This window comes from Citrobacter sp. Colony219, assembly GCF_019382635.1.
GTDB lineage: Bacteria > Pseudomonadota > Gammaproteobacteria > Enterobacterales > Enterobacteriaceae > Citrobacter > Citrobacter youngae.
The window spans coordinates 3,011,041-3,036,055 of record NZ_CP080033.1 but is presented as its reverse complement, the minus strand read 5'-3'; the positions used below and the strand labels follow the sequence as shown (position 1 = coordinate 3,036,055).

The 25,015-nt window shown below is 52.9% G+C and carries 24 protein-coding genes; 15 read left to right on the top strand and 9 right to left on the bottom strand.

The genetic code is table 11. The annotated features are described in order from the left end of the window. Positions 1-2 precede the first annotated feature (2 nt). From flhB to JTI85_RS13620, 4 genes are all read left to right on the top strand, one after another. A complete protein-coding gene (gene flhB / locus JTI85_RS13635; protein ID WP_219351632.1) occupies positions 3-1,154 on the top strand; it encodes a flagellar biosynthesis protein FlhB in 1,152 nt (383 codons plus the stop codon). Continuing rightward, entirely contained in the window at positions 1,147-3,225 is a 2,079-nt protein-coding gene (flhA, locus tag JTI85_RS13630) for a flagellar biosynthesis protein FlhA (protein WP_048211356.1), read from the top strand. Before flhB ends, flhA begins: the two co-directional genes overlap by 8 nt. Continuing rightward, the gene (flhe, locus tag JTI85_RS13625; RefSeq protein ID WP_199945945.1) at positions 3,225-3,617 is read left to right on the top strand and encodes a flagellar protein FlhE; all 393 of its coding nucleotides are present in this window, start codon (positions 3,225-3,227) and stop codon (positions 3,615-3,617) included. Before flhA ends, flhe begins: the two co-directional genes overlap by 1 nt. Positions 3,618-3,946: 329 nt before the next feature. Then, positions 3,947-5,086 carry a glycoside hydrolase family 105 protein gene (locus JTI85_RS13620; protein WP_115601833.1) on the top strand — a complete coding sequence of 380 codons (1,140 nt, stop codon included), beginning with the start codon at positions 3,947-3,949 and terminating at the stop codon, positions 5,084-5,086. Here the strand turns inward: JTI85_RS13620 and mrdA are convergent. Together mrdA and argS are read right to left on the bottom strand one after the other, a co-directional pair. After that, positions 5,058-6,995 carry a penicillin-binding protein 2 gene (gene mrdA, locus JTI85_RS13615; protein WP_115643243.1) on the bottom strand — a complete coding sequence of 646 codons (1,938 nt, stop codon included), beginning with the start codon at positions 6,993-6,995 and terminating at the stop codon, positions 5,058-5,060. The two genes, JTI85_RS13620 and mrdA, sit on opposite strands and share 29 nt — an antisense overlap. A 287-nt stretch (positions 6,996-7,282) precedes the next feature. Beyond that, positions 7,283-9,016, bottom strand: a complete 1,734-nt coding sequence (argS, locus tag JTI85_RS13610; RefSeq protein ID WP_219351630.1) for an arginine--tRNA ligase — start codon at positions 9,014-9,016, stop codon at positions 7,283-7,285. Positions 9,017-9,254: 238 nt separating this feature from the next. Between argS and JTI85_RS13605 the strand changes: the two genes are divergently transcribed. Beyond that, positions 9,255-9,821, top strand: a complete 567-nt coding sequence (locus JTI85_RS13605) for a VOC family protein (protein WP_048211361.1) — start codon at positions 9,255-9,257, stop codon at positions 9,819-9,821. A 2-nt stretch (positions 9,822-9,823) separates the two neighbouring features. After that, positions 9,824-10,570 carry a copper homeostasis protein CutC gene (gene cutC, locus JTI85_RS13600; protein ID WP_219351628.1) on the top strand — a complete coding sequence of 249 codons (747 nt, stop codon included), beginning with the start codon at positions 9,824-9,826 and terminating at the stop codon, positions 10,568-10,570. A gap of 220 nt (positions 10,571-10,790) precedes the next feature. Here cutC and cmoB read toward each other — a convergent pair whose 3' ends face one another. Genes cmoB through JTI85_RS13575 form a run of 5 tightly spaced genes read right to left on the bottom strand, consistent with a single transcriptional unit; the run spans position 10,791 to position 14,369 of the window. Further along, on the bottom strand, positions 10,791-11,759 hold the full coding sequence (cmoB, locus tag JTI85_RS13595; RefSeq protein ID WP_048211363.1) for a tRNA 5-methoxyuridine(34)/uridine 5-oxyacetic acid(34) synthase CmoB: 969 nt from the start codon (positions 11,757-11,759) through the stop codon (positions 10,791-10,793). Further along, positions 11,756-12,499: a carboxy-S-adenosyl-L-methionine synthase CmoA gene (cmoA, locus tag JTI85_RS13590; RefSeq protein WP_137376476.1), complete on the bottom strand. Its 744-nt coding sequence runs from the start codon at positions 12,497-12,499 to the stop codon at positions 11,756-11,758. The genes cmoB and cmoA overlap by 4 nt, the downstream gene beginning before the upstream one ends. Before the next feature lie 40 nt (positions 12,500-12,539). Next, the gene (locus JTI85_RS13585; protein WP_003034689.1) at positions 12,540-12,935 is read right to left on the bottom strand and encodes an MAPEG family protein; all 396 of its coding nucleotides are present in this window, start codon (positions 12,933-12,935) and stop codon (positions 12,540-12,542) included. A 52-nt stretch (positions 12,936-12,987) separates the two neighbouring features. Further along, positions 12,988-13,806, bottom strand: a complete 819-nt coding sequence (locus JTI85_RS13580; protein WP_101742221.1) for a DUF72 domain-containing protein — start codon at positions 13,804-13,806, stop codon at positions 12,988-12,990. Then, positions 13,803-14,369, bottom strand: coding sequence for a hydrolase (locus tag JTI85_RS13575; RefSeq protein WP_219351626.1), 567 nt, complete (start codon positions 14,367-14,369; stop codon positions 13,803-13,805). Before JTI85_RS13575 ends, JTI85_RS13580 begins: the two co-directional genes overlap by 4 nt. 287 nt (positions 14,370-14,656) lie before the next feature. Here JTI85_RS13575 and aspS point away from each other — a divergent pair, with 287 nt between their 5' ends. The 6 genes from aspS (at position 14,657) to ruvB (ending at position 19,913) form a co-directional block, all read left to right on the top strand. Next, positions 14,657-16,429: an aspartate--tRNA ligase gene (gene aspS, locus JTI85_RS13570; RefSeq protein ID WP_061068079.1), complete on the top strand. Its 1,773-nt coding sequence runs from the start codon at positions 14,657-14,659 to the stop codon at positions 16,427-16,429. A gap of 1 nt (position 16,430) precedes the next feature. Further along, positions 16,431-16,874, top strand: a complete 444-nt coding sequence (gene nudB, locus JTI85_RS13565) for a dihydroneopterin triphosphate diphosphatase (RefSeq protein ID WP_040232398.1) — start codon at positions 16,431-16,433, stop codon at positions 16,872-16,874. 28 nt (positions 16,875-16,902) lie between these two features. Next, positions 16,903-17,646 (top strand): YebC/PmpR family DNA-binding transcriptional regulator, encoded by a 744-nt coding sequence (locus tag JTI85_RS13560; RefSeq protein WP_003833836.1) that lies wholly within the window; start codon positions 16,903-16,905, stop codon positions 17,644-17,646. Between the two features lie 34 nt (positions 17,647-17,680). Further along, on the top strand, positions 17,681-18,202 hold the full coding sequence (gene ruvC / locus JTI85_RS13555; protein WP_003034867.1) for a crossover junction endodeoxyribonuclease RuvC: 522 nt from the start codon (positions 17,681-17,683) through the stop codon (positions 18,200-18,202). A gap of 80 nt (positions 18,203-18,282) precedes the next feature. Then, positions 18,283-18,894: a Holliday junction branch migration protein RuvA gene (gene ruvA / locus JTI85_RS13550; protein WP_005120694.1), complete on the top strand. Its 612-nt coding sequence runs from the start codon at positions 18,283-18,285 to the stop codon at positions 18,892-18,894. An 8-nt stretch (positions 18,895-18,902) separates the two neighbouring features. Further along, on the top strand, positions 18,903-19,913 hold the full coding sequence (ruvB, locus tag JTI85_RS13545) for a Holliday junction branch migration DNA helicase RuvB (RefSeq protein ID WP_048211369.1): 1,011 nt from the start codon (positions 18,903-18,905) through the stop codon (positions 19,911-19,913). Positions 19,914-20,004: 91 nt separating this feature from the next. Here ruvB and znuB read toward each other — a convergent pair whose 3' ends face one another. Beyond that, positions 20,005-20,790, bottom strand: a complete 786-nt coding sequence (znuB, locus tag JTI85_RS13540; protein WP_048211370.1) for a zinc ABC transporter permease subunit ZnuB — start codon at positions 20,788-20,790, stop codon at positions 20,005-20,007. Continuing rightward, a complete protein-coding gene (gene znuC, locus JTI85_RS13535; RefSeq protein ID WP_048211371.1) occupies positions 20,787-21,542 on the bottom strand; it encodes a zinc ABC transporter ATP-binding protein ZnuC in 756 nt (251 codons plus the stop codon). Before znuC ends, znuB begins: the two co-directional genes overlap by 4 nt. Before the next feature lie 78 nt (positions 21,543-21,620). On the opposite strand from znuC, the gene znuA reads away from it, so the two are divergent. The 3 genes from znuA to lpxM all read left to right on the top strand — a co-directional run bounded on the left by znuA (position 21,621) and on the right by lpxM (position 24,992). Further along, on the top strand, positions 21,621-22,565 hold the full coding sequence (gene znuA, locus JTI85_RS13530) for a zinc ABC transporter substrate-binding protein ZnuA (protein WP_005120703.1): 945 nt from the start codon (positions 21,621-21,623) through the stop codon (positions 22,563-22,565). Between the two features lie 15 nt (positions 22,566-22,580). Then, positions 22,581-23,900 carry a murein DD-endopeptidase MepM gene (gene mepM, locus JTI85_RS13525; RefSeq protein ID WP_071887356.1) on the top strand — a complete coding sequence of 440 codons (1,320 nt, stop codon included), beginning with the start codon at positions 22,581-22,583 and terminating at the stop codon, positions 23,898-23,900. A gap of 120 nt (positions 23,901-24,020) precedes the next feature. After that, positions 24,021-24,992: a lauroyl-Kdo(2)-lipid IV(A) myristoyltransferase gene (lpxM, locus tag JTI85_RS13520; protein WP_115643269.1), complete on the top strand. Its 972-nt coding sequence runs from the start codon at positions 24,021-24,023 to the stop codon at positions 24,990-24,992. Positions 24,993-25,015 lie beyond the last annotated feature (23 nt).

The following is a 25,015-nucleotide window of genomic DNA, read 5'->3' as shown; positions in this document are numbered from 1 at the left end:
GCGTGGCAGAAGAAAGCGACGACGACAAAACAGAAGCCCCCACACCCCACCGACTTGAAAAAGCACGGGAAGAAGGGCAGATACCCCGATCCAAGGAGCTAACCTCACTGCTTATTTTGCTGGTGGGCGTGTGCATCATCTGGATTGGTGGGGAGTCGCTCGCCCGCAGACTGGCCGGTATGCTGTCGGCCGGATTACGTTTTGACCACAGTATGGTCAACGACCCAAACCTGATCCTGAGTCAAATCATTATGTTGATTAAAGACGCCATGATTGCGTTGTTGCCGCTGATTACCGGGGTTGTGCTGGTGGCATTGATCTCCCCGGTGATGCTTGGCGGCTTGATCTTCAGTGGTAAATCGCTGCAACCCAAATTCTCAAAGCTGAATCCGTTACCAGGTATTAAGCGTATGTTCTCGGCGCAAACCGGGGCGGAGCTGCTCAAAGCCATATTAAAATCCACGTTGGTGGGTAGCGTAGCGGGCTTCTATCTCTGGCACAACTGGCCGGAGATGATGCGCCTGATGGCAGAATCCCCGATTACGGCGATGGGTAATGCGCTGGATTTAGTCGGTATGTGCGCATTACTGGTGGTGCTTGGCGTCATCCCGATGGTGGGGTTTGACGTCTTTTTCCAGATTTATAGCCACGTGAAAAAACTGCGGATGTCGCGTCAGGATATCCGTGACGAATTTAAAGAAAGCGAAGGTGACCCGCACGTTAAGGGCAAAATTCGCCAGATGCAGCGTGCGGCCGCACAGCGCCGCATGATGGCGGATGTGCCGAAGGCGGATGTTATTGTGACCAACCCTACGCACTATTCGGTTGCCTTGCAGTACGACGAAAACAAAATGAGCGCGCCAAAAGTTGTGGCTAAAGGGGCCGGGCTGGTGGCATTGCGTATTCGAGAGATTGGCGCGGAGCACCGTGTCCCAACGTTAGAAGCTCCGCCGCTGGCGCGTGCGTTATATCGCCATGCTGAGATCGGTCAGCAAATACCTGGCCAATTGTATGCCGCCGTTGCCGAAGTGTTGGCATGGGTATGGCAGCTAAAACGCTGGCGTCTGGCTGGCGGCACACCGCCACCACAACCTGGAAACCTTCCGGTGCCTGAAGCACTGGATTTTATGAACGAGAAGAATACTGATGGCTAATCTGGTCGCGATGCTGCGTCTGCCCGGCAACCTGAAATCCACGCAATGGCAAATTCTTGCCGGGCCGATCCTCATTCTGCTGATCCTGTCGATGATGGTGTTGCCGCTTCCGGCCTTCATCCTCGATTTACTGTTCACCTTTAACATTGCGCTGTCGATCATGGTGCTGTTGGTGGCGATGTTCACTCAGCGCACGCTTGAATTCGCCGCATTCCCAACGATTCTGCTGTTCACCACTTTGTTGCGCCTGGCACTGAACGTCGCGTCAACGCGTATCATTTTGATGGAAGGACATACCGGTGCCGCGGCGGCAGGTAAGGTGGTGGAAGCCTTTGGTCACTTCCTGGTCGGCGGTAACTTTGCCATCGGTATCGTGGTCTTCGTCATTCTCGTCATCATTAACTTTATGGTTATCACCAAAGGTGCGGGACGTATCGCGGAAGTGGGTGCGCGCTTCGTGCTGGATGGGATGCCGGGTAAACAGATGGCGATTGACGCCGATCTGAATGCGGGATTGATTGGTGAAGATGAAGCCAAAAAACGCCGTTCTGAAGTGACACAGGAAGCCGATTTTTACGGCTCCATGGACGGTGCGAGTAAATTTGTTCGTGGGGATGCCATCGCCGGTATTCTGATCATGGTCATCAACGTGGTGGGCGGTTTGCTGGTTGGGGTGTTGCAGCACGGTATGAGCATGGGCAGTGCGGCAGAAAGCTATACCCTGCTGACCATCGGTGACGGGCTGGTAGCCCAGATCCCTGCGTTGGTTATCTCAACGGCGGCGGGGGTTATCGTAACCCGCGTGAGTACCGATCAGGACGTGGGTGAGCAGATGGTCACCCAGTTGTTCAGCAACCCAAGCGTTATGCTGCTTAGTGCGGCGGTCCTCGGTTTACTGGGGCTGGTACCGGGAATGCCAAACCTGGTGTTTCTGATGTTTACCGCGGCATTGCTGGGGCTGGCCTGGTGGATGCGCGGACGCGAGCAAAAAGCGCCAGAAGAAGCTCAGCCGGTGAAAATGCCGGAAAACAACTCGGTGGTGGAAGCTACGTGGAGTGATGTTCAGTTGGAAGACACGCTGGGAATGGAGGTTGGGTATCGCCTGATTCCGATGGTGGACTTCCAACAGGACGGCGAATTGCTGGGGCGTATTCGCAGCATTCGTAAGAAATTTGCCCAGGATATGGGGTTCCTGCCGCCAGTGGTACACATTCGCGACAATATGGATCTGCAACCTGCCCGCTATCGTATTCTGATGAAAGGGGTCGAGATTGGTAGTGGTGATGCTTACCCTGGGCGCTGGCTGGCTATCAACCCAGGTACCGCGGCCGGATCGCTGCCAGGGGAGAAAACAGTTGATCCTGCTTTTGGTCTGGATGCTATCTGGATTGAAAGCGCGCTAAAAGAGCAGGCGCAAATTCAGGGCTTCACCGTTGTCGAAGCCAGTACGGTCGTTGCCACACATCTGAACCATCTGATTGGCCAGTTTGCCGCAGAGCTTTTTGGTCGCCAGGAGGCGCAACAGTTATTGGATCGAGTTTCACAAGAAATGCCAAAACTGACAGAAGATCTGGTGCCGGGTGTGGTCACACTGACCACACTGCACAAAGTGCTGCAGAACCTGTTGGATGAAAAAGTCCCTATTCGTGATATGCGCACCATTCTTGAAACGTTGGCGGAACATGCCCCCTTACAGAATGATCCGCATGAACTTACCGCAGTGGTGCGTGTGGCGCTTGGACGGGCGATTACTCAGCAGTGGTTCCCGGGTAACGAGGAAGTTCAGGTTATCGGACTTGATACACCGCTTGAGCGTCTGTTGTTGCAGGCGTTACAGGGCGGTGGGGGCCTTGAACCTGGTCTGGCAGACCGGTTGCTGGCACAGACGCAGGAAGCACTGTCGCGTCAGGAAATGTTGGGTGCGCCGCCAGTATTGCTGGTGAATCATGCGCTGCGACCTCTCCTTGCGCGTTTTTTACGCCGCAGTATTCCGCAGTTGGTGGTGTTGTCGAATATGGAGCTTTCCGATAACCGCCATATCCGTATGACCGCGACCATTGGAGGTAAATAATGCGTACATTTCTTTGGCTGTTGCTTTTTCCACTGGCGGTACAGGCCGCCGGGGAAGGGACATGGCAGGCAAGTGGTATGGGGATTACCTTAAATTATCGTGGGGAGTCGGCTTCATCTTCGCCTTTGGTTCCCAGCCAGCCCGTTTCCGGTCTGATGACGCTGGTCGCCTGGCGCTATGAATTAAATGGTCCTACGCCTGCGGGGTTACGTGTGCGCTTATGCTCTCAATCCCGTTGTGTCGAACTGGATGGACAAAGCGGTACCACCAATGGCTTTAATAATGTCCCTGCAATTGAACCAATGCACTTCGTCTGGGAAGTGCCTGGTGGCGGTCGCCTGCTCCCTGCCTTGCAGGTTCAGAGCAATCAGGTGATTGTGAACTACCGTTAATTCCCTTCTTTACGTCGGCCAGCAGGCGAAACTGCTGGCCACCTCGCAGTTCTGATCAACCATCCCGATTAAAAAGAAACGCTGTTTTATAAAATCAGTGACCTGTGTTATCGGACTCTTTGTGCTATTGCCATTTCGCAAAAACCCCTGGCAGAAACAAAAAGGTTTCCCCTGCGGTTAGCTTTTACTGTGGCCCGGTAATGATACCCAATGTTTACGAAGCACTTTAGGGTAACAACACACAGGGTTATCCGAATCGTAATAAACCTGCCGCGCCGAAACTGGAACAGGGTGCAGCATTGAATTCGACACTGACAGAGGTTAAGGAAATGATTGTTTACCCGGTTAAACACAGTCCATTGTTGCGTCAACCAGAACATTTTATTGCCAGGGATGAATTAAAAACGCTCATTAAAAAGGTGACGCATAACCTGGTCAATATTCATGATGAAACGGGCGAGTTCTTGCTGCGGCTGGATGACGGACGTGTTATTGATACCAAAGGCTGGGCCGGATGGGAGTGGACGCACGGCGTTGGCCTATACGGAATGTATCAGTATTATCAGCAAACTGGCGATGCAACGATGCGCGATATCATCGACAGCTGGTTTACCGAACGCTTTGCGGAAGGCGCAACAACCAAAAACGTTAACACCATGGCCCCGTTTTTAACGCTGGCATATCGTTATGAAGAAACGCGTAATCCGGCGTACCTGCCGTGGCTCGACAGCTGGGCGGAGTGGGCAATGCATGATATGCCCCGCACCGAGTTTGGCGGTATGCAACACATCACGCTGGCAGAAGAAAATCATCAACAGATGTGGGATGACACGCTGATGATGACGGTGCTGCCGCTGGCGAAAATTGGCAAGTTGCTCAATCGTCCAGCGTATATCGAAGAGGCCACGTATCAGTTTCTGCTGCATGTACAAAATCTGATGGATAAGAAAACGGGGCTGTGGTTCCACGGCTGGAGCTATGTGGGACGGCATAACTTCGCAAACGCCCGTTGGGCGCGTGGTAATAGTTGGCTTACGATGGTGATCCCGGACTTCCTTGAACTTATCGATTTGCCGGCAAACAGTGCCGTTCACCGTTATCTGGTGCAGGTTCTCAATGCGCAAATTGCAGCTCTGGCGGAATGTCAGGATGAGAGCGGGTTGTGGCACACCTTACTGGACGATCCTCAGTCATATCTGGAAGCCTCCGCAACGGCTGGATTCGCTTACGGTATTCTCAAAGCGGTGCGTAAACGCTATGTCGGGCAGGAATATGCGGGGGTGGCGGAGAAAGCTATCAGAGGTATTGTGCAACACATTTCCCCTGAAGGGGAGTTGCTACAAACCTCGTTTGGCACCGGCATGGGGCACGATCTCGATTTCTACCACAACATCCCACTCACCTCTATGCCTTACGGGCAGGCAATGGCAATGCTGTGCCTTACCGAATACTTGCGTAAGTACTATTAATCGTGTCGTTCGCTGACGCCGTGCTGACCGGGCCTGGTTGTTCTGCGGCATCGGGTTGCCCGCTGTTGTCCTGCGGCGCAAACAGATGGTCCATGATTTGACGCATGACCGGCGCGGCGGTAACCCCGTCGCTGCCGCCGTTTTCCAGAATCAATGCGATGGCGACTTTTGGATTCTTATACGGCGCAAATGCGGTATAGAACACATGGTCACGCAGTCGTATGGGGATCATCTTCGCATTGTAAGTCTGGTTTTCTTTCAGACTAAAGACCTGTGATGTCCCACTTTTGGCTGCGATGCCATAAGGTGCCGTATGGAAAAATTTATACCCGGTACCGTTTGGTGCATTCGCCATGCCGAACATCGCCTGACGCACCAGTCCCCAATAGGGTGATGAAGCAGAAGCAATTTGTGTGGGTGCCTCCGGTGCCTGATAGTGAGTGATTGATTTGCCGCTTTCTTCATCCTGTAGCAGGTGAGGGGCAATAACTTTCCCGTTGTTAATCAGTGCGACCATCGCTTTTACCATCTGAATTGGCGTGGCAATCCAGTAGCCCTGGCCGATGCCGACCGAAATGGTGTCTCCCTGGTACCAGGCTTTTTTATGCACCCGTTGTTTCCAGTCACGGCTTGGCAGCAGGCCGTTGTACTCTTCATCAAGATCGATGCCGGTCGGTTTGCCGTAGCCAAACTGGCTAAGCATGCTGTTAATGCGGTCAATTCCCATCATATACGCCACCTGATAAAAGAACGTGTCGGCAGACTCTTCAATCGCTTTGGTGACATCCAGCATACCGTGGCCGGTTTTCTTCCAGTCCCGGTAATGTCGCTCGGTGCCGGGGAGCGTCCAGGTGGGCGCGCCGAAGAAGCTGGTCTGCGGCGTGATCACGCCGTCCAGTAACGCTGACATCGCCATGTACGGTTTTACCGTTGAGGCAGGAGGATATAACCCCTGGGTGACGCGGTTAATTAATGGCAGGTCTTTATCCTGCAACAGCGTGTTGTAATCCTGGTAGCTGATGCCTTTGACAAACGGGTTCGGATCGTAGCTGGGGTTTGAGACCATTGCCAGCACGGAGCCATCATGGGGATCTTCCACCAACACTGCGGCGCGTTGGCCCACCAGCAGGCTTTCAATGTATTCCTGCAAGTGTAAATCCAGCGTCAGATGGATATCTTTGCCGGCGACAGGGGGAACGTCTTTAATCAAACGTACAATACGCCCGTGATTATCAACTTCCACTTCCTGATAACCCGTTTTGCCGTGCAGATCATTCTCGTAGTAGTGCTCAATGCCCTGTTTACCGATGTTGTGATCGGCGGCGTAGTTCTCTGCCAGTCCTTTTTTATCCAGTGCTTTCAGATCGCTATCGTTGATTTTTGATACGTAGCCAAGTACATGTGCCAGTGCCGCCCCATAAGGATACTGGCGATCTTCGTAGCTATTGATGGTCACGCCGCTGAAATGGAACTGGTTCACAGAAAAACGGGCAATTTCTACATCGGTCAGCGCATTTTTAAGTACTACCGGCCGATAGCGGCTACTGGCCTTCAGTTCATGGCGAAACTGGTCAATATCATCTGGCGTGAGGTCAACAATCGGCGTGAGTTGTTTCAGCAGGGCGTCCATATCGCTGATTTTATAAGGCGTAACAGAAATGTCGTACCAGGTGACATTTCGTACCAGCGGGATACCGTTGCGATCATAAATGATACCGCGCGTTGGGGCGACGGGCAGCATTTTGATGTCGTTTGCATCCGATCGGGTGGTGTAATACTGGTGTTGACGGATTTGTAAGTTGTAGAGGTTATAAATCAGGATGCCAAAACAGATGACGACCAGGCCAAAGGCCACCATTACACGCCGCTGGAAAAGTTTTTCTTCCGCCTCAAAATCTCTGAATGTCATTGACCCGTACCCGATTAATTCGCCGCCTAATGATACGGAGGCGTAAACGGGATGACAGGCAAAAAATGTTCCATCCCTCTACGGAAATGTGTCATTCCTTGTGAGTTGTTACAAATTACAGTGAACGTAGTCGTTTCTCGTAGGCCGGATAAGGCGTTTACGCCGCCATCCGGCAAGGTGCGCCTGACCGCCTGATGGTGCTTCGCTTATCAGGCCTACGAGGGAGGTCATTCGGGAAAATAAAAAAGCCCGCGACATAGCGCAGGCTTTCACATCACTCGAGGTGATTACATGCGTTCTACGGTTTCGATACCCAGCGTATCCAGACCCAGCTTCAGGGTTTTCGCCGTCAGCTGTGCCAGTTTCAGGCGGCTGTTACGAATTTCTTCGTTTTCAGCGCTGAGGATCGGGCAGTGTTCGTAGAAGCCAGAGAACAGGCCGGCAACGTCGTACAGATAAGCGCACATCACGTGCGGTGTACCTTCACGTGCAACAACGGTCAGCGTTTCTTCAAACTGCAGCAGGCGGGCGGCCAACTGAGCTTCGCGATCTTCGTTGATAATCACCTGCGCGCTGCTCAGCGCGCTTTCGTCAATATCCGCTTTACGGAATACGGACAGTACGCGGGTGTAAGCATACTGCATGTACGGCGCGGTATTGCCTTCGAACGCCAGCATGTTGTCCCAGTCGAAGATATAGTCGGTGGTACGGTTTTTGGACAGATCCGCATATTTCACCGCGCCGATACCAACGGCATTCGCCAGTTTTTCCAGCTCATCAGCAGGCATGTCCGGGTTCTTTTCCGCAACCAGACGACGTGCGCGCTCCAGCGCTTCATCCAGCAGATCGGCCAGTTTTACCGTGCCGCCCGCACGCGTTTTGAACGGCTTACCGTCTTTACCCAGCATCATGCCGAACATATGGTGTTCCAGCGGTACGGAGTCCGGCACATAACCGGCTTTACGCACGATGGTCCAGGCCTGCATTAAATGCTGATGCTGACGGGAGTCGATGTAATAGAGGACGCGGTCGGCGTGCAGCGTTTCGTAACGATACTTCGCACAGGCGATATCGGTCGTGGTGTAGAGATAGCCGCCATCTTTCTTCTGAATGATAACGCCCATCGGTTCGCCTTCCTTGTTCTTATACTCATCAAGGAATACGACGGTAGCGCCTTCGCTTTCAACAGCCAGACCTTTGGCTTTGAGATCGGCCACAATGCCCGGCAGCATCGGGTTGTACAGGCTTTCGCCCATCACGTCGTCACGGGTCAGAGTCACGTTCAGACGGTCATAGGTTAACTGGTTCTGCGACATAGTGATGTCGACGAGCTTGCGCCACATCTCGCGGAAATATTCGTCGCCGCCCTGCAGTTTCACCACATAGCTACGGGCGCGCTCGGCGAAGGCTTCATCTTCGTCGTAATGTTTTTTCGCATCACGGTAGAAACCTTCCAGATCGGCCAGCGCCATCTCACCGGCATTTTCCTGCTGCTGTTTTTCCAGCCATGCGATGAGCATACCGAACTGAGTGCCCCAGTCGCCGACGTGGTTAGCGCGGATAACATTGTGACCAAGGAACTCCAGCGTACGTACCGCAGCGTCGCCGATGATGGTGGAGCGCAGGTGACCCACGTGCATTTCTTTCGCGACGTTAGGTGCGGAGTAGTCAACCACAACGGTTTGTTTAGCCGGTTGGGTAACGCCCAGACGATCGGAGGCCAGCGCCTGCTGAACATGCTGCGCCAGAAATGCCGGATCGAGAAAAATGTTAATAAAGCCCGGGCCCGCAATTTCAACTTTGCTGGCGATCCCGTTGAGATCCAGATGAGTCAGCACCTGCTCAGCCAGTTGTCGCGGCGCCATACCCAGTTTTTTCGCGACAGCCATCATGCCGTTAGCCTGATAGTCGCCGAACTGTACTTTTGCTGACTGACGAACCTGCGGTTCGCAATCTGCAGGCGCGCCTGCAGCAATCATGGCCTGACTAACTTTTTCTGAGAGAAGAGCCTGAATATTCACCGGAATACCTTACATTTATGAAGCGGCTTAAAATTGACCGCACCAGTTTAAGAATTAAGGGCGGGAGTATACTGCAAATGCCCGTTGCCGTCAGCATTGCGAGTAGCGCCAGCAGCCTGAAATATAAACATTGTTATTACGTATAATTATTCATATCGCGCTTAAGAAAATCAGCAGTTGGTTGGGGCTGCGCAACAGGGTAAATTAGCCGCTTTGAACATGGATATGAGCTTTCATTATGGCGAACTGGCAAACAGTTGCAGAACTGCATGATATTTCCGCAGATTTACCGCATTTCATTCAGGCGTTAACGGATCTTTCCACTCGCCTTGGGCTGGATGTCTCATCGCTTGAAGCCGATCACATTTCTCTGCGCTGTCATCAAAATACCACCGCAGAGCGTTGGCGTCGGGGATTTGAACAGTGTGGCGAACTGTTGTCAGAAAATATCATTAATGGCCGACCGATTTGCCTGTTCAAGCTTGATGAACCCGTTTGTGTGCAACACTGGCAATTTACCATCGTAGAGCTGCCATGGCCGGGCGAAAAACGCTATCCGCATGAAGGCTGGGAGCATGTTGAAATAGTTCTGCCGGGTGACGTGGAGACGTTGAATGCGCGAGCGCTGGCGCTGCTTTCTGATGAAGGATTGAGTCAGCCGGGGATTTTCGTGAAAACCAGCTCGCCAAAAGGAGAGCGTGAGCGTTTACCGAATCCGACACTGGCGGTCAGTGATGGCAGCGTCACCCTCAAATTTCATCCGTGGTCAATTGAAGCGATTGTCGCAAGCGAGCAACAGGAGTAAATATGACATTGCTGGAAATCTGCTGTTACAGCATGGAGTGCGCGCGCACGGCGCAGCAAAACGGCGCGGATCGTATTGAACTGTGCTCGGCGCCCAAAGAAGGAGGCTTAACGCCGTCGCTGGGGGTGTTGCGCTCTGTACGCCAGCATGTCTCTATTCCCGTTAATCCCATTATCCGTCCGCGTGGGGGCGATTTTTGTTACACCGACGGTGAATTTGCCGCGATGCTTGATGATATCGCGATGGTCAGAGATTTAGGTTTTTCAGGGCTGGTGAGCGGCATTCTCGATGTGGACGGGAATGTCGATATGCCACGTATGGAAAAAATAATGGTTGCTGCGGGCCCGCTAAATGTCACGTTTCATCGGGCCTTCGATATGTGCGCCAACCCATTAAATGCGCTGAATAAATTGTCCGATTTAGGTGTCGCCAGAGTACTAACTTCCGGGCAAAAATCAGATGCAGCGCAAGGTTTAACAAAAATAATGGAACTTATTGAGCAGGTGGATGCTCCAATCATTATGGCCGGAGCGGGGGTTCGCGCCGCGAATTTATCCCTGTTCCTCAACGCTGGAGTGCAGGAAGTCCACAGTTCTGCCGGAGTATGGCTGGCTTCACCCATGCGGTATCGCAATTCGGGGTTGTCGATGTCTTCGGATACGCAGGCGGATGAATATTCCCGCTATGCGGTTGACGGGGCGGCGGTTGCTGAAATGAAGGCAATCATTGCGCACCACCAGGCCAGCTGATTTTTACCGTTGCATCATGTCGCCCAATATGATGCTTGCTCGTACCAGGCCCCTGCCAATTCAACAGGGGCCTTTTTTTCTCCTTCATATTTCAAGCCGCAGCAGCGTTGGCCGCCTTGCTCACCCCGGTCACGTAGTTATCTACGCTCCCGGGGATTTGCTGCGTTGCCGCCTTGCTGCAACTTGAACTATTTTGGAGAAACGGTGCTCCGGCAATCCATTACGGTTTACGTGCAATCAATACCGCGCGCAGTGGGGCGGGGTAGCCTTCCACCGTCTTGCTGTGGTCGTTCGGGTCAAGGAAGTCGGCCAGCGATTCGGTTATCATCCATTCGGTGCGACGTTGTTCTTCGGTAGTGGTCACACACACGTCGGCGATACGAACATCGACAAATCCGCATTTTTCCAGCCAGTTTTTAAGCGCCAGTGCGGATGGAATAAAGTAGACGTTACGCATTTGCGCGTAGCGATCGCCTGGTACCAGAACGGTATTTTCATCACCTTCGACCACCAGCGTTTCCAGCACCAGCTCTCCGTCTTTTACCAGTTGATCTTTCAACTGCCAGAGATGTTCCAGCGGTGAGCGGCGGTGATAAAGCACGCCCATAGAGAATACGGTATCAAAGGCGTTGAGCGCCGGAAGCTGCTCAATACCCAGCGGCAGCAGATGCGCGCGCTGATCGTTACCCAGCAGTTTACGTACCGCTTCAAACTGACACAGGAACAGCTGCGTAGGATCAATGCCAACCGCCAGATGCGCCCCCGCGCCAATCATGCGCCACATGTGATATCCGCTGCCGCAGCCAACATCAAGAATGGTACGTCCGGTGAGGTCAGACAAATGCGGCAGAACGCGATCCCACTTCCAGTCGGAACGCCATTCGGTATCAATATTGACGCCGTACAGCGAATATGGACCTTTGCGCCACGGCATGAGATGACGCATCAGCGTATCAATCCGTTTGATCTGTCCTTCGCTGAGCGGCTCCTCGCTTTCGGCAGTCACGCTATGCAGTAAATCCAGACGATGTGGCGTCAGTTCCGGCAGAAACTCCACGGCATTCGACCACTGCTTAAACAAGCCGTGTTGATCGCGCTGCCAGGTCGCGATTTGCGCTGGCAGCGTTTCCAGCCAATGGGAAAGATGATTTTTGGCAATCAGCTGATAAAAGTTACCAAAGTCGATCATGCGCTAGCCTCAGCTTTCAATGCCACCAGAGAACCAAAGTTGAAGCACTGGAACCATAATTCGCTGTGCTCAAAACCTGCCTGGTGCAGACGTGCTTTGTGCGTTTCAACAGAGTCAGTTAGCATCACATTTTCCAGCATGCTGCGCTTCTGGCTGATTTCCAGTTCGCTGTAGCCATTGGCGCGTTTGAAGTCGTGGTGCATGTTGAACAGCAGCTCGCCAACTTTGGTATCTTCGAAGCTGAACTTCTCTGACAGCACCAACGCGCCGCCGGGGTTTAACCCCTGATAAATCTTATCCAACAACGCCTGGCGCTCAGGTGGCTCAAGGAATTGCAGGGTAAAATTCAGCACCACCATCGAGGCATTTTCGATAGTAATGTTGCGAATATCGCCTTCGACAACCTCAACCGGAGTCGGTGCTTTATAAGCGTCAATATGACGACGGCAGCGTTCAACCATAGCCGGAGAGTTATCGACGGCAATAATTTTGCAATTCTCATGATGGATATTGCGACGTACCGAGAGCGTCGCCGCGCCCAGAGAACAGCCCAGATCGTAGACCTGCGTGTTGGGTTGCACGAAACGTTCGGCCAGCATGCCAATCATCGAAATGATATTGGAATAACCAGGAACGGAACGCTGGATCATATCCGGGAAGACTTCAGCTACCCGTTCATCAAAGGTCCAGTCACCCAGACTGGCGATAGGCGCAGAAAAAAGCGTGTCGCGGTGAGACATAACGTAAAAATCCGGGAAAAATAAAGTGGCGTATTGTGCGCTAATGCAGGGAGAAAACCAACTCCCAGGGCATATACCAAAGATTCGCCAGCACCATTAGCAACAGTGAACACCAGGTGGCGCTCATGCCGGAACGGCGCCAGCGGAAAAGACGGTGGTGGAATCCGTAATAATGCATCAGTCGCCCGGCAATCAACATCAGCCCGCAAAGATGCACCATCCACGTTTCTGCGCCGTTCATTTCCATAAATAACAGCAGCACTAATGCAACGGGAATATATTCCACCGCATTACCGTGAATGCGGATAGCGCTTTGCAGCTCGCTAAAGCCGCCATCACCATAGGCAACGCGATATTGCATGCGCAGGCGAACGACGTCAAAGGAGAACTTTATTAACAATAACGCACCCAGGACGGCATAAAGCGCGCTTACCATACAAACTCCCTTTTAAAATGGCTGCTGGCATTGACTATGATAGGTGGCATTTTCAGAAAAGAGAAGATTGCTGTGGAATCGACGGTGCTGATCCGATCTCTGGCAGGGCACTACGTAAATCTGCCCATAGCGTGTCTACCAGCTCAGGAGCCTGTGCGATATCCGGCGTGTGCAAAAACAGGTATGGCGTGCTGGTCTGTTGCCAGAGTGGTAACTTTGCCAGCCAGGCGGTGAAAAATGCCCGGTTCTGAGCCATATCATCGCTACCGATAAAACGGACCATCGGGTGGGTTGCTGTCACCACCGCATGCACCGGGACCTTAGGTTTCTTACGTTGAGCATCGCGTATCGCTTCCGTGTGTGGGATCGCGGCATGGACCGGACGGCTGTCTAAAATGACCCGATTAATTCCGCGTTCATGCAGACCCCGATTGAGCCGGATCTCTGATTCACCTTTCGCAAAGAAATCCGGATGACGAACCTCGACACCGTAGGTAAACGTTTTAGGGAGGGCATCGAGGAATTGCCACAGGGCAGGGAGGTCACGCGGGCCGAACGTGGCAGGTAGCTGCAACCAGTATTGTCCGATACGGGCATCCAGTGGCGACATGCGCGCGAAAAATTCCTGTACCAGGTCATCACAATTACGCAGCGCAGCCTGATGTGAAATGGTGGCCGGAAACTTAAAACAAAATCGAAACGCATCGGTGGTCTGTGCATGCCAGCGCGCAACAATCTCGGCTTTTGGCAGTGCGTACAGCGTGGTGTTGCCTTCCACACAGTTAAAGTGGCGGGCATATTCTTCCAGACTGGTGATCCCCAGACGCAGCCATTTCGGGTGTGACCACTGGGGTAAGCCGATATAGATCATAGCGCTTGCAGGATCTCGTCCACGCGGCGTACGCGGGCAATACGTGGGAAAATATGCGTCATGCTGCCCTTATGCTGGTCGGTGCTGGCGGCACTACAGGCATTTTCTGCAATGATCAGATTAAAACCCAACTCCCAGGCGTTACGCGCGGTGGATTCGACGCCGATATTGGTGGAGATACCGCACAGGACGATGGTGTCGATACCACGACGGCGCAATTGCAGTTCCAGGTCAGTACCGTAGAATGCTCCCCACTGGCGCTTGGTGACCTCCAGGTCTGTCGCACACTTTCCCAGCGCTTGCGGGTATTCCCACCAGTTGTCGGGTAATGCTTTGGCTGGCGCTTGGGCATCAACCGGTTGTTTTAGCGCGTCGGCATAATCCGCAGACCAGCCGACGCGAACCATCACCACTGGTGAACCGTTAGTACGGAATTTTTCCGCCAGTTGTGCCGCGCGGGCGACGACGTCGTTTGCCGAATGAGGCCCACCCGCGAAAGGCAGGATCCCTTCCTGTAGATCGATGACGACAAGAGCGGTTGTTTTTGCGTTCAGTTCCAGCATGGTGACTCCAGTAAAAAAAGATTTCCGTTACACCTTAATCGCGAATCTGTGTGAAAGGGGTGACAATTTTTGTTATTTTTTGTGAGATTACGCAATACCCGCTTAGGAAACACGCGTACAGTCAGTACCGGACTGAGAGTCTATCCCAGTAGGCTCTTATCGTGCGGCAGAATTTCCAGTATAATAGCCGCCTTTTTTCATTCAGTTGTGACATTCAGCTAAAGCTGCGACTTCGTCATCTGCCGGGCAGATGACAATCCGCCTGCGGCAAAGTTAAGGGATATCTCATGCGTACAGAATATTGCGGACAGCTACGTCTGTCCCACGAGGGGCAGCAGGTGACTCTGTGTGGTTGGGTCAACCGTCGTCGTGATCTTGGTAGCCTGATCTTTATCGATATGCGCGACCGCGAAGGTATCGTGCAGGTATTTTTCGATCCGGACCGTGCGGACGCGTTAAAGCTGGCCTCCGAACTGCGTAATGAGTTCTGCATTCAGGTAACGGGCACCGTGCGTGCGCGTGACGCGAAAAACGTCAACGCTGATATGGCGACTGGCGAAATTGAAGTGCTGGCCTCCGATCTGGTCATTATCAACCGTTCAGATTCACTGCCGCTCGACTCTAACCACGTAAATACTGAAGAAGCTCGTCTGAAGTACCGCTACCTCGATCTGCGTCGCCCTGAAATGGCGCAACGCTTGAAAACGCGTGCCAAAATTACCAGCCTGGTGCGTCGTTTCATGGACGACCATGGCTTCCTCGACATCGAAACGCCGATGCTGACGAAAGCGACGCCAGAAGGTGCGCGTGACTACCTGGTACCGTCTCGCGTACATAAAGGTAAATTCTACGCGCTGCCACAGTCTCCTCAGTTGTTCAAACAGCTGCTGATGATGTCTGGCTTCGACCGCTACTACCAGATTGTAAAATGCTTCCGTGATGAAGACTTACGTGCTGACCGCCAGCCTGAATTTACTCAGATCGATGTTGAGACCTCCTTCATGACCGCACCGCAAGTGCGTGAAGTGATGGAAGCGCTGGTGCGTAATCTGTGGCTGGAAGTAAAAGGTGTGGACCTGGGCGATTTCCCGATCATGACCTTTGCTGAAGCTGAGCGTCGTTACGGTTCCGATAAGCCGGATCTGCGTAACCCGATGGAGCTGGTGGACGTTGCTGATTTGCTGAAATCTGTTGAATTCGCCGTGTTCTCTGGTCCGGCTAACGATCCGAAAGGGCGTGTAGCGGCTCTGCGCGTACCTGGCGGCGCTGCACTTAGCCGTAAGCAGATCGACGATTACGGTAACTTCATTAAGATCTACGGCGCGAAAGGTTTGGCATACATTAAAGTCACCGAGCGTGCGAAAGGTCTGGAAGGGGTAACCAGCCCGGTGGCCAAGTTCCTGAATGCTGAAATCATTGAAGCCATTCTGGAACGTACTGGCGCGCAAGACGGTGATATGATCTTCTTCGGCGCCGACAACAAGAAAGTGGTTGCCGACGCGATGGGGGCTCTGCGCCTGAAACTGGGTAAAGACCTGAACCTGACCGACGAATCCAAATGGGCGCCGTTGTGGGTTATCGACTTCCCAATGTTTGAAGACGATGGTGAAGGCGGTCTGACCGCGATGCACCACCCGTTCACCTCGCCGAAAGACATGACGGCAGCTGAGCTGAAAGCTGCGCCGGAAGATGCGGTTGCCAATGCGTACGATATGGTTATCAACGGCTACGAAGTAGGCGGCGGTTCTGTACGTATCCATAACGGTGATATGCAGCAGACCGTATTCGGTATTCTGGGTATCAACGAACAAGAGCAGCGCGAGAAATTCGGCTTCCTGTTGGATGCGTTAAAATACGGTACACCGCCGCACGCGGGCCTGGCGTTTGGTCTGGATCGTCTGACCATGCTGCTGACCGGTACTGATAACATCCGTGACGTTATTGCTTTCCCGAAAACGACGGCTGCCGCGTGTCTGATGACTGAAGCGCCGAGCCTGGCCAATGAAGCTGCGCTGGCGGAACTGAGCATTCAGGTTGTTAAGAAGGCCGAGAATAACTGATATGGCATATAAACAGCCTGTCTCGGTGTTAGTCGTGATTTATGCAAAGGACACCGGGAGAGTGCTGATGTTACAGCGACGCGACGATCCTGATTTTTGGCAGTCGGTCACCGGCAGCCTTGAAGAAGGTGAAACTGCGTCGCAAGCCGCCCTGCGCGAAGTAAAGGAAGAGGTCGCCATTGATGTTGCGCGTGAGCAACTGACCTTAATTGACTGCCAGCGCACGGTGGAGTTTGAGATTTTTAGTCATTTACGTCATCGCTATGCGCCAGGAATTGTACGTAATACGGAGTCCTGGTTTTGCCTGGCACTGCCCACTGAACGAGAGATCGTGTTCACCGAACATTTGACCTACCGTTGGGTTAATGCGCATGAGGCGGCACAGTTAACCAAGTCGTGGAGTAACCGGCAGGCGATTGAAGAGTTTGTAATTAACGTCGCCTGAGAAGGCGCGCTTTTTGGAGAGATTATTTATGGCAGGTCATAGTAAATGGGCCAACACCAGACATCGTAAAGCAGCGCAGGATGCTAAGCGCGGTAAGATCTTCACCAAAATCATTCGTGAGCTGGTGACGGCGGCTAAATTGGGTGGTGGCGATCCAGATGCTAACCCGCGTCTGCGCGCAGCGGTTGATAAAGCGCTGGCAAACAACATGACACGTGACACTCTGAACCGTGCAATCGCGCGCGGTGTGGGTGGTGATGAAGATTCCAATATGGAAACCATCATCTATGAAGGTTACGGTCCTGGCGGTACAGCCGTTATGATTGAATGTCTGTCTGACAACCGTAACCGTACCGTTGCGGAAGTGCGCCACGCATTCACTAAAACAGGTGGCAACCTCGGTACCGACGGTTCTGTCGCATACCTGTTCAGCAAGAAAGGCGTGATCTCCTTTGAGCAAGGCGACGAAGACGCCATCATGGAAGCGGCACTGGAAGCCGGTGCTGAAGACGTTGTAACCTTCGACGACGGCGCGATTGACGTTTACACCGCGTGGGAAGAGATGGGTAAAGTTCGTGATGCACTGGAAGCGGCAGGTCTGAAAGCGGACGCGGCTGAAGTTTCTATGATCCCATCCACCAAAGCGGATATGGATGCAGAAACAGCGCCGAAACTGATGCGTCTGATCGATATGCTGGAAGATTGCGATGACGTGCAGGAAGTTTACCACAACGGCGAAATCTCCGATGAGGTTGCAGCTACGTTAGAATGATGTGGTTAAGCCATAAAATAACAGGAGATGCGTGATGTCTATCATTCTCGGCATTGATCCGGGGTCGCGCATTACCGGTTATGGCGTAATCCGTCAGGTCGGCAGACAGTTGACCTACCTCGGCAGTGGTTGTATTCGCACCAAAGTTGACGATCTCCCGTCACGCCTGAAATTGATATACGCGGGGGTGACGGAAATCATCACCCAGTTCCAGCCGGATTATTTTGCCATCGAGCAGGTCTTTATGGCGAAAAACGCCGATTCGGCGCTTAAGCTGGGGCAGGCGCGCGGCGTGGCGATTGTTGCTGCGACCAATCAGGATCTTCCGGTGTTTGAGTATGCTGCCCGACAGGTTAAACAAACCGTCGTCGGTATCGGCAGCGCGGAAAAAAGCCAGGTACAACACATGGTGCGTACGCTGCTCAAACTCCCGGCTAACCCTCAGGCGGATGCTGCGGATGCGCTGGCGATTGCCATTACCCACTGCCATGTCAGCCAGAACGCCATGCAAATGAGTGAGTCGAGGTTGAATCTAGCGCGCGGTAGGTTACGTTAGTGACAAATGAGGCTGGATATCTATCCAGCCTTTTTTTATGATAGCGCATTACCTTTTAGCCCTTAACGCAGGAGCGTCATGTGATAGGCAGACTCAGAGGCATCATTCTTGAAAAACAACCCCCACTGGTCCTTCTGGAAACGGGCGGGGTAGGCTATGAAGTGCATATGCCGATGACCTGTTTCTACGAGCTGCCGGAAGCCGGGCAGGAAGCGATCATCTTCACGCATTTTGTGGTGCGCGAAGACGCACAGCTGCTGTATGGCTTTAACAATAAGCAAGAGCGCACGCTGTTTAAAGAGCTAATTAAAACCAACGGTGTGGGGCCGAAGCTGGCGCTGGCGATCCTCTCCGGTATGTCTGCGCAGCAATTTGTCAATGCCGTTGAGCGCGAAGAGCTTGGCGCACTGGTGAAATTACCGGGCATCGGTAAGAAAACGGCAGAGCGATTGATCGTCGAAATGAAAGACCGCTTTAAAGGACTGCATGGCGATCTCTTTACCCCGGCGGCAGATCTGGTTCTGACCTCGCCGGCAAGTCCGGTAACGGACGATGCCGAGCAGGAAGCGGTTGCTGCGCTGGTGGCGTTGGGCTATAAACCACAGGAAGCCAGCCGCATGGTGAGCAAAATTGCCCGCCCTGATGCCAGCAGTGAAACCCTGATTCGTGAAGCGCTTCGCGCGGCGCTGTGAGGTAGAGGATGATTGAAGCAGACCGTCTGATTTCGGCTGTCAGCACGACCCCTGAAGATCTGGTGGATCGTGCGATCCGCCCTAAATTGCTGGAAGAGTACATTGGTCAGCCGCAGGTGCGTTCGCAAATGGAGATTTTTATCCAGGCGGCGAAGCTGCGCGGTGACGCGCTCGACCATCTGCTGATTTTCGGTCCTCCGGGTCTCGGTAAAACCACGCTTGCCAATATTGTTGCCAATGAAATGGGCGTTAATCTGCGTACTACGTCCGGTCCGGTACTGGAAAAAGCAGGCGACCTGGCGGCAATGCTCACCAACCTTGAACCACACGATGTGTTGTTTATCGATGAAATCCATCGTCTGTCACCGGTCGTGGAAGAAGTATTGTATCCGGCAATGGAAGACTATCAGCTGGATATCATGATTGGCGAAGGCCCGGCAGCACGTTCAATTAAAATCGACCTGCCGCCGTTTACGCTAATCGGCGCAACAACCCGCGCGGGGTCGTTAACGTCTCCACTGCGTGATCGCTTTGGGATTGTGCAGCGCCTGGAGTTCTATCAGGTGGCTGACCTGCAGCATATTGTTGGACGCAGTGCCCGCTTTATGGGGCTGGAGATGAGTGACGAAGGCGCGCTGGAAGTGGCGCGGCGGGCACGTGGTACGCCGCGTATTGCCAACCGTTTATTGCGTCGGGTACGCGATTTTGCTGAAGTGAAGCATGACGGCACCATCTCGGCGGATATCGCCGCCCAGGCACTGGATATGCTCAATGTGGATGCGGAAGGCTTCGATTATATGGACCGTAAGCTGCTGCTGGCGGTTATCGATAAATTCTTCGGTGGTCCGGTAGGACTGGATAACCTGGCGGCGGCAATCGGCGAAGAACGTGAAACCATTGAGGACGTGCTGGAACCGTATCTGATTCAGCAAGGTTTTCTGCAGCGTACGCCGCGCGGAAGAATGGCAACGGTACGGGCCTGGAACCATTTCGGGATCACGCCGCCGGCAATGCCTTAAGCCCCAATAATGCCGGATGGCGCTACGCTAATCAGGCCTACGGTATGATGTAGGCAGGATTAGGTGAAACCGCCATCCGGCGAAATACCACTCAGCTCGCTTGCTTCTTCATCATACTGAAGATAAACAGCAGTGCAGCACAAAGCACCACGGATGGTCCTGCTGGCGTATCATAGAACGCTGAGAAGGTCAGCCCGCCTGTAACCGCTATCATCCCAACGCCCACGGCAACACCGGCCATCTGTTCGGGTGTACGGGCGAAACGACGTGCGGTAGCCGCAGGAATTATCAGCAGTGAGGTGATAATCAGTGCCCCGACGAATTTCATCGCCACACCAATAGTGAGTGCAGTGACCAGCATCAGCAATAGCTTGACACGTTGCAGCTTCACGCCATCGACAAATGCCAGATCCGGGCTGATAGTCATCGACAACAGGTTACGCCACTGCCAGAACAATATCGCCAGAACGATAACCACGCCAATGGCAATGGCCACCAGATCTTCTGGGGTGACGGCGAGCAGATCGCCAAACAGATAGGCCATCAGATCCACACGGATGTTGGACATCAGGCTAACAACAACCAGCCCTAATGACAGCGCACTGTGCGCCATAATACCGAGCAGGGTATCAATCGCGAGATGCGGGCGTTTCTCCAGCCATACAAGGCCTGCGGCCAGCAACAGGGTGACGGCGATAACCGCATAGAAAGGGTTTACATCCAGCAGCAGGCCAAAGGCGACCCCCAGCAGCGACGCATGAGCCAGCGTATCGCCGAAATAAGACATTCGACGCCAGACTACAAACGAGCCAAGCGGGCCAGCAGCACAGGCCAGCATGATCCCGGCTAACCAACCGGGTAATAATAATTCAATCATGAGTGACCATTTCCCCGGCGTAAAACAATGCGACCCTGTAAATCGTGGCGATGATTATGGTTGTGACGGTAAATTCCGAGTTGTTCAGCGCCGCGTTGCCCGAACATAGAAATGAATTCAGGGTGCATAGAAACCACCTCTGGCGTGCCGGAGCAGCAAATGTGGTGGTTCAGACACAGGACTTCGTCGGTTTTTGCCATGACCAGATGCAGGTCATGGGATACCATCAGCACGGCGCAATCCAGCTCACGTCGCAACTGATCGATAAGATCGTACAGTGCAACCTGACCATTCACATCCACGCCCTGAGTCGGTTCATCGAGCACCAGGAGCTGCGGTTTATTTAGCAACGCACGGGCCAGCAAGACACGCTGTGTTTCCCCGCCGGACAGTTTTTGCATCGGCGCATCCATCAGATGCCCGGCCTGAACACGCTTCAGCGCAGGGAGAATGTCGGTTTTCTTTGTGCCAGGACGTAAGCGCAAAAAGCGACTCACCGTCAGCGGAAGTGTTGTATCGAGGTAGAGTTTTTGCGGTACATAGCCAATCCGCAAATGCCCGTTGCGCTTGATAACCCCTTCATCAGCCGCTACCAGCCCCAATACAACGCGCACCAGCGTAGACTTTCCGGCCCCATTCGGGCCAAGAAGCGTTAAAATTTTGCCGGGTCGAAGTTCAAGCGATACGTCAGAAAGGACGCGGCGTTGACCATAAGAGACCGAGACATTTTCCAGTGAAACCAAAGTCGTCATATCAATTTTAGTCTTGCAGAAGTTATAGAATGTTATAATATCACATTTCTCACATTCGTTACGATGATTGGTCGCATTATGTTACATAAAAATACGCTTCTTTTCGCAGCATTATCCGCTGCTCTTTGGGGTAGTGCAACTCAGGCAGCAAATGCTGCTGTAGTGGCGTCACTTAAGCCGTTGGGCTTTATTGCTTCAGCGATTGCAGATGGGGTTACAGACACCCAGGTTCTGTTGCCTGACGGGGCTTCCGAACACGATTATTCGCTGCGTCCTTCAGACGTAAAACGCTTACAGAACGCGGACTTAGTTGTTTGGATAGGTCCGGAAATGGAGGCGTTTATGGAAAAGTCAGTCAAGAATATTCCTAACGCAAAACAGGTAACGATTGCGCAGCTCAATGACGTGAAACCGTTACTCATGAAAGGCGCCGACGATGATGATGACGATCATGGGCATAACGACGCTCACGGCGAAAAAAGTGACGAGCATCACCATCATGGTGATTACAACATGCATCTTTGGCTTTCCCCAGAGATAGCGCGGGCCTCAGCGGTTGCAATCCATGATAAATTAGTGGAACTTATGCCGCAAAGTCGAGCCAAACTTGACGCCAACCTGAAGGATTTTGAGGCACAATTAGCCGCAACCGATAAGCAGGTAGGTAACGAGCTCGCACCGCTCAAGGGTAAAGGGTATTTCGTTTTTCATGACGCCTATGGCTACTACGAAAAACACTACGGGCTAACACCGCTTGGTCACTTTACCGTGAACCCTGAGATTCAACCTGGTGCGCAGCGTTTACATGAAATAAGAACACAGTTGGTTGAGCAAAAAGCAACCTGCGTTTTTGCTGAGCCACAGTTCAGGCCAGCGGTCGTTGAAGCCGTAGCGAGAGGGACATCCGTTCGAATGGGAACGTTGGATCCCCTCGGAACGAATATCAAACTGGGTAAAACAAGCTATTCAGCGTTTCTGAACCAATTAGCCAACCAGTATGCGAGCTGCCTGAAAGGAGATTAATGAGGAAGTGAATACGTGCAACAGATAGCCCGCTCTGTCGCTCTGGCGTTTAATAATTTGCCGCGACCCCATCGTGTTATGTTGGGGTCGCTTACTGTTCTGACATTGGCCGTCGCAGTCTGGCGGCCTTATGTATACCATCCCGACTCTGCACCCATCGTTAAAACCATTGAGCTGGAAAAAAGCGAGATACGTTCACTGTTGCCAGAGGCCAGCGAACCTATCGATCAAGCCGCTCAGGAAGATGAAGCTATCCCTCAGGACGAACTTGATGACAAGACCTCTGGCGAGGCCGGGGTTCACGAGTATGTTGTCTCTACCGGCGATACGCTGAGCAGTATTCTGAACCAGTACGGCATTGATATGGGCGATATCAGCCAGCTTGCCGCATCTGATAAAGATCTACGTAATCTGAAAATTGGCCAGCAACTTTCCTGGACACTGTCTTCGGAAGGTGATTTGCAGCGCCTGACCTGGGAAGTCTCCCGCCGTGAAACTCGTACTTATGATCGTACAGCAACGGGTTTCAAAATGAGCAGCGAAATGCAGCAGGGCGACTGGGTCAACAGCCGAATCAACGGTACGGTGGGCGGTAGTTTTGTCGCCAGTGCAAGAGATGCCGGCCTGACCAGCTCTGAAATCAGCGCAGTGATTAAAGCGATGCAATGGCAGATGGACTTTCGCAAGCTGAAGAAAGGCGATGAGTTCTCCGTTTTGATGTCTCGCGAGATGCTGGACGGTAAACGCGAACAAAGCCAACTGCTGGGCGTTCGTTTGCGCTCTGAAGGCAAGGATTATTACGCGATCCGTGCTGAAGACGGTAAATTCTATGACCGTAACGGGACCGGGCTTGCTAAAGGGTTTATGCGTTTCCCTACGGCGAAGCAGTTCCGTATTTCGTCAAACTTCAATCCGCGTCGCCTGAATCCGGTAACCGGGCGCGTTGCACCGCACAAAGGTGTCGACTTTGCGATGCCGCAAGGCACGCCGGTACTGTCAGTCGGTGATGGTGAGGTGGTTGTCGCGAAACGGAGTGGCGCGGCCGGATACTATGTTGCTGTTCGTCACGGTCGTACTTACACCACCCGTTACATGCACCTGCGTAAGCTGCTGGTTAAACCGGGGCAAAAAGTGAAACGTGGCGATCGCATTGCGCTGTCAGGTAACACCGGGCGTTCTACGGGCCCGCACCTGCACTACGAAGTATGGGTCAACCAGCAGGCTGTGAACCCGTTGACGGCAAAACTGCCGCGTACGGAAGGGTTGAGCGGTTCGGATCGTACCGAGTACCTGGCTCAGGTGAAAGAGGTTCTGCCTCAGTTACGCTTCGATTAATAAATACACTGACAGAGCCGGTACGCTATGCGTGCCGGCTTTTTTATTTTGTACGGGACACGGTGCGCCGCTACACTATCAGCAGATTTACTTTTTCGCGGCCCCCGATACTGGAAGAGCATGGAAACGAAAAAAAAGAGTATTGAGTATATCCCTGAGTTTCAAAAATCATTCCGTCACCCGCGCTACTGGGGCGCCTGGCTTGGCGTGGCAGCGATTGCAGGGATTGCATTAACGCCCGCGTCATTTCGCGATCCCGTTCTGGCGAAACTGGGGCGGCTTGCCGGACGACTGGGGAAAAGTTCGCGTCGTAGAGCGCTTATTAATTTATCCCTCTGTTTTCCAGAGCGCAGCGAAGCCGAGCGTGAGGCCATCGTTGATGAGATGTTTGCGACTGCGCCTCAGGCGATGGTTATGATGGCAGAATTAGCCATGCGTGGCCCGGAGAAAATTCAGCACCGCGTTGACTGGCAGGGCCTGGAAATTATCGATGAGATGCGACGTAATGAGGAAAAGGTGATTTTTCTCGTCCCTCACGGCTGGGGTGTTGATATTCCGGCAATGCTGATGGCATCTCAAGGCCAGAAAATGGCAGCGATGTTCCATAACCAGGGCAATCCGGTATTTGACTATGTCTGGAATACGGTACGTCGACGTTTCGGCGGTCGTTTACATGCACGTAACGACGGTATTAAACCTTTTATTCAGTCGGTACGGCAGGGATACTGGGGATATTACTTACCGGATCAGGACCACGGCCCGGAGCACAGCGAGTTTGTCGATTTCTTCGCGACCTATAAGGCAACGTTACCGGCGATTGGCCGCCTGATGAAGGTTTGTCATGCACGCGTAATACCGCTATTCCCGGTGTACGATGGTAAAACGCATCGCCTGACGATTCAGGTACGCCCACCCATGGATGACATTCTGACGGCCGATGACCATACAATCGCCAGACGGATGAATGAAGAAGTGGAGATTTTTGTCACCCCACATCTTGAACAATACACCTGGATTCTGAAACTGCTAAAGACCCGCAAACCCGGCGAGATTGAGCCCTATAAGCGCAAAGATCTCTATCCGAAGAAATAAAAAAAGCCTCTCGTTCGAGAGGC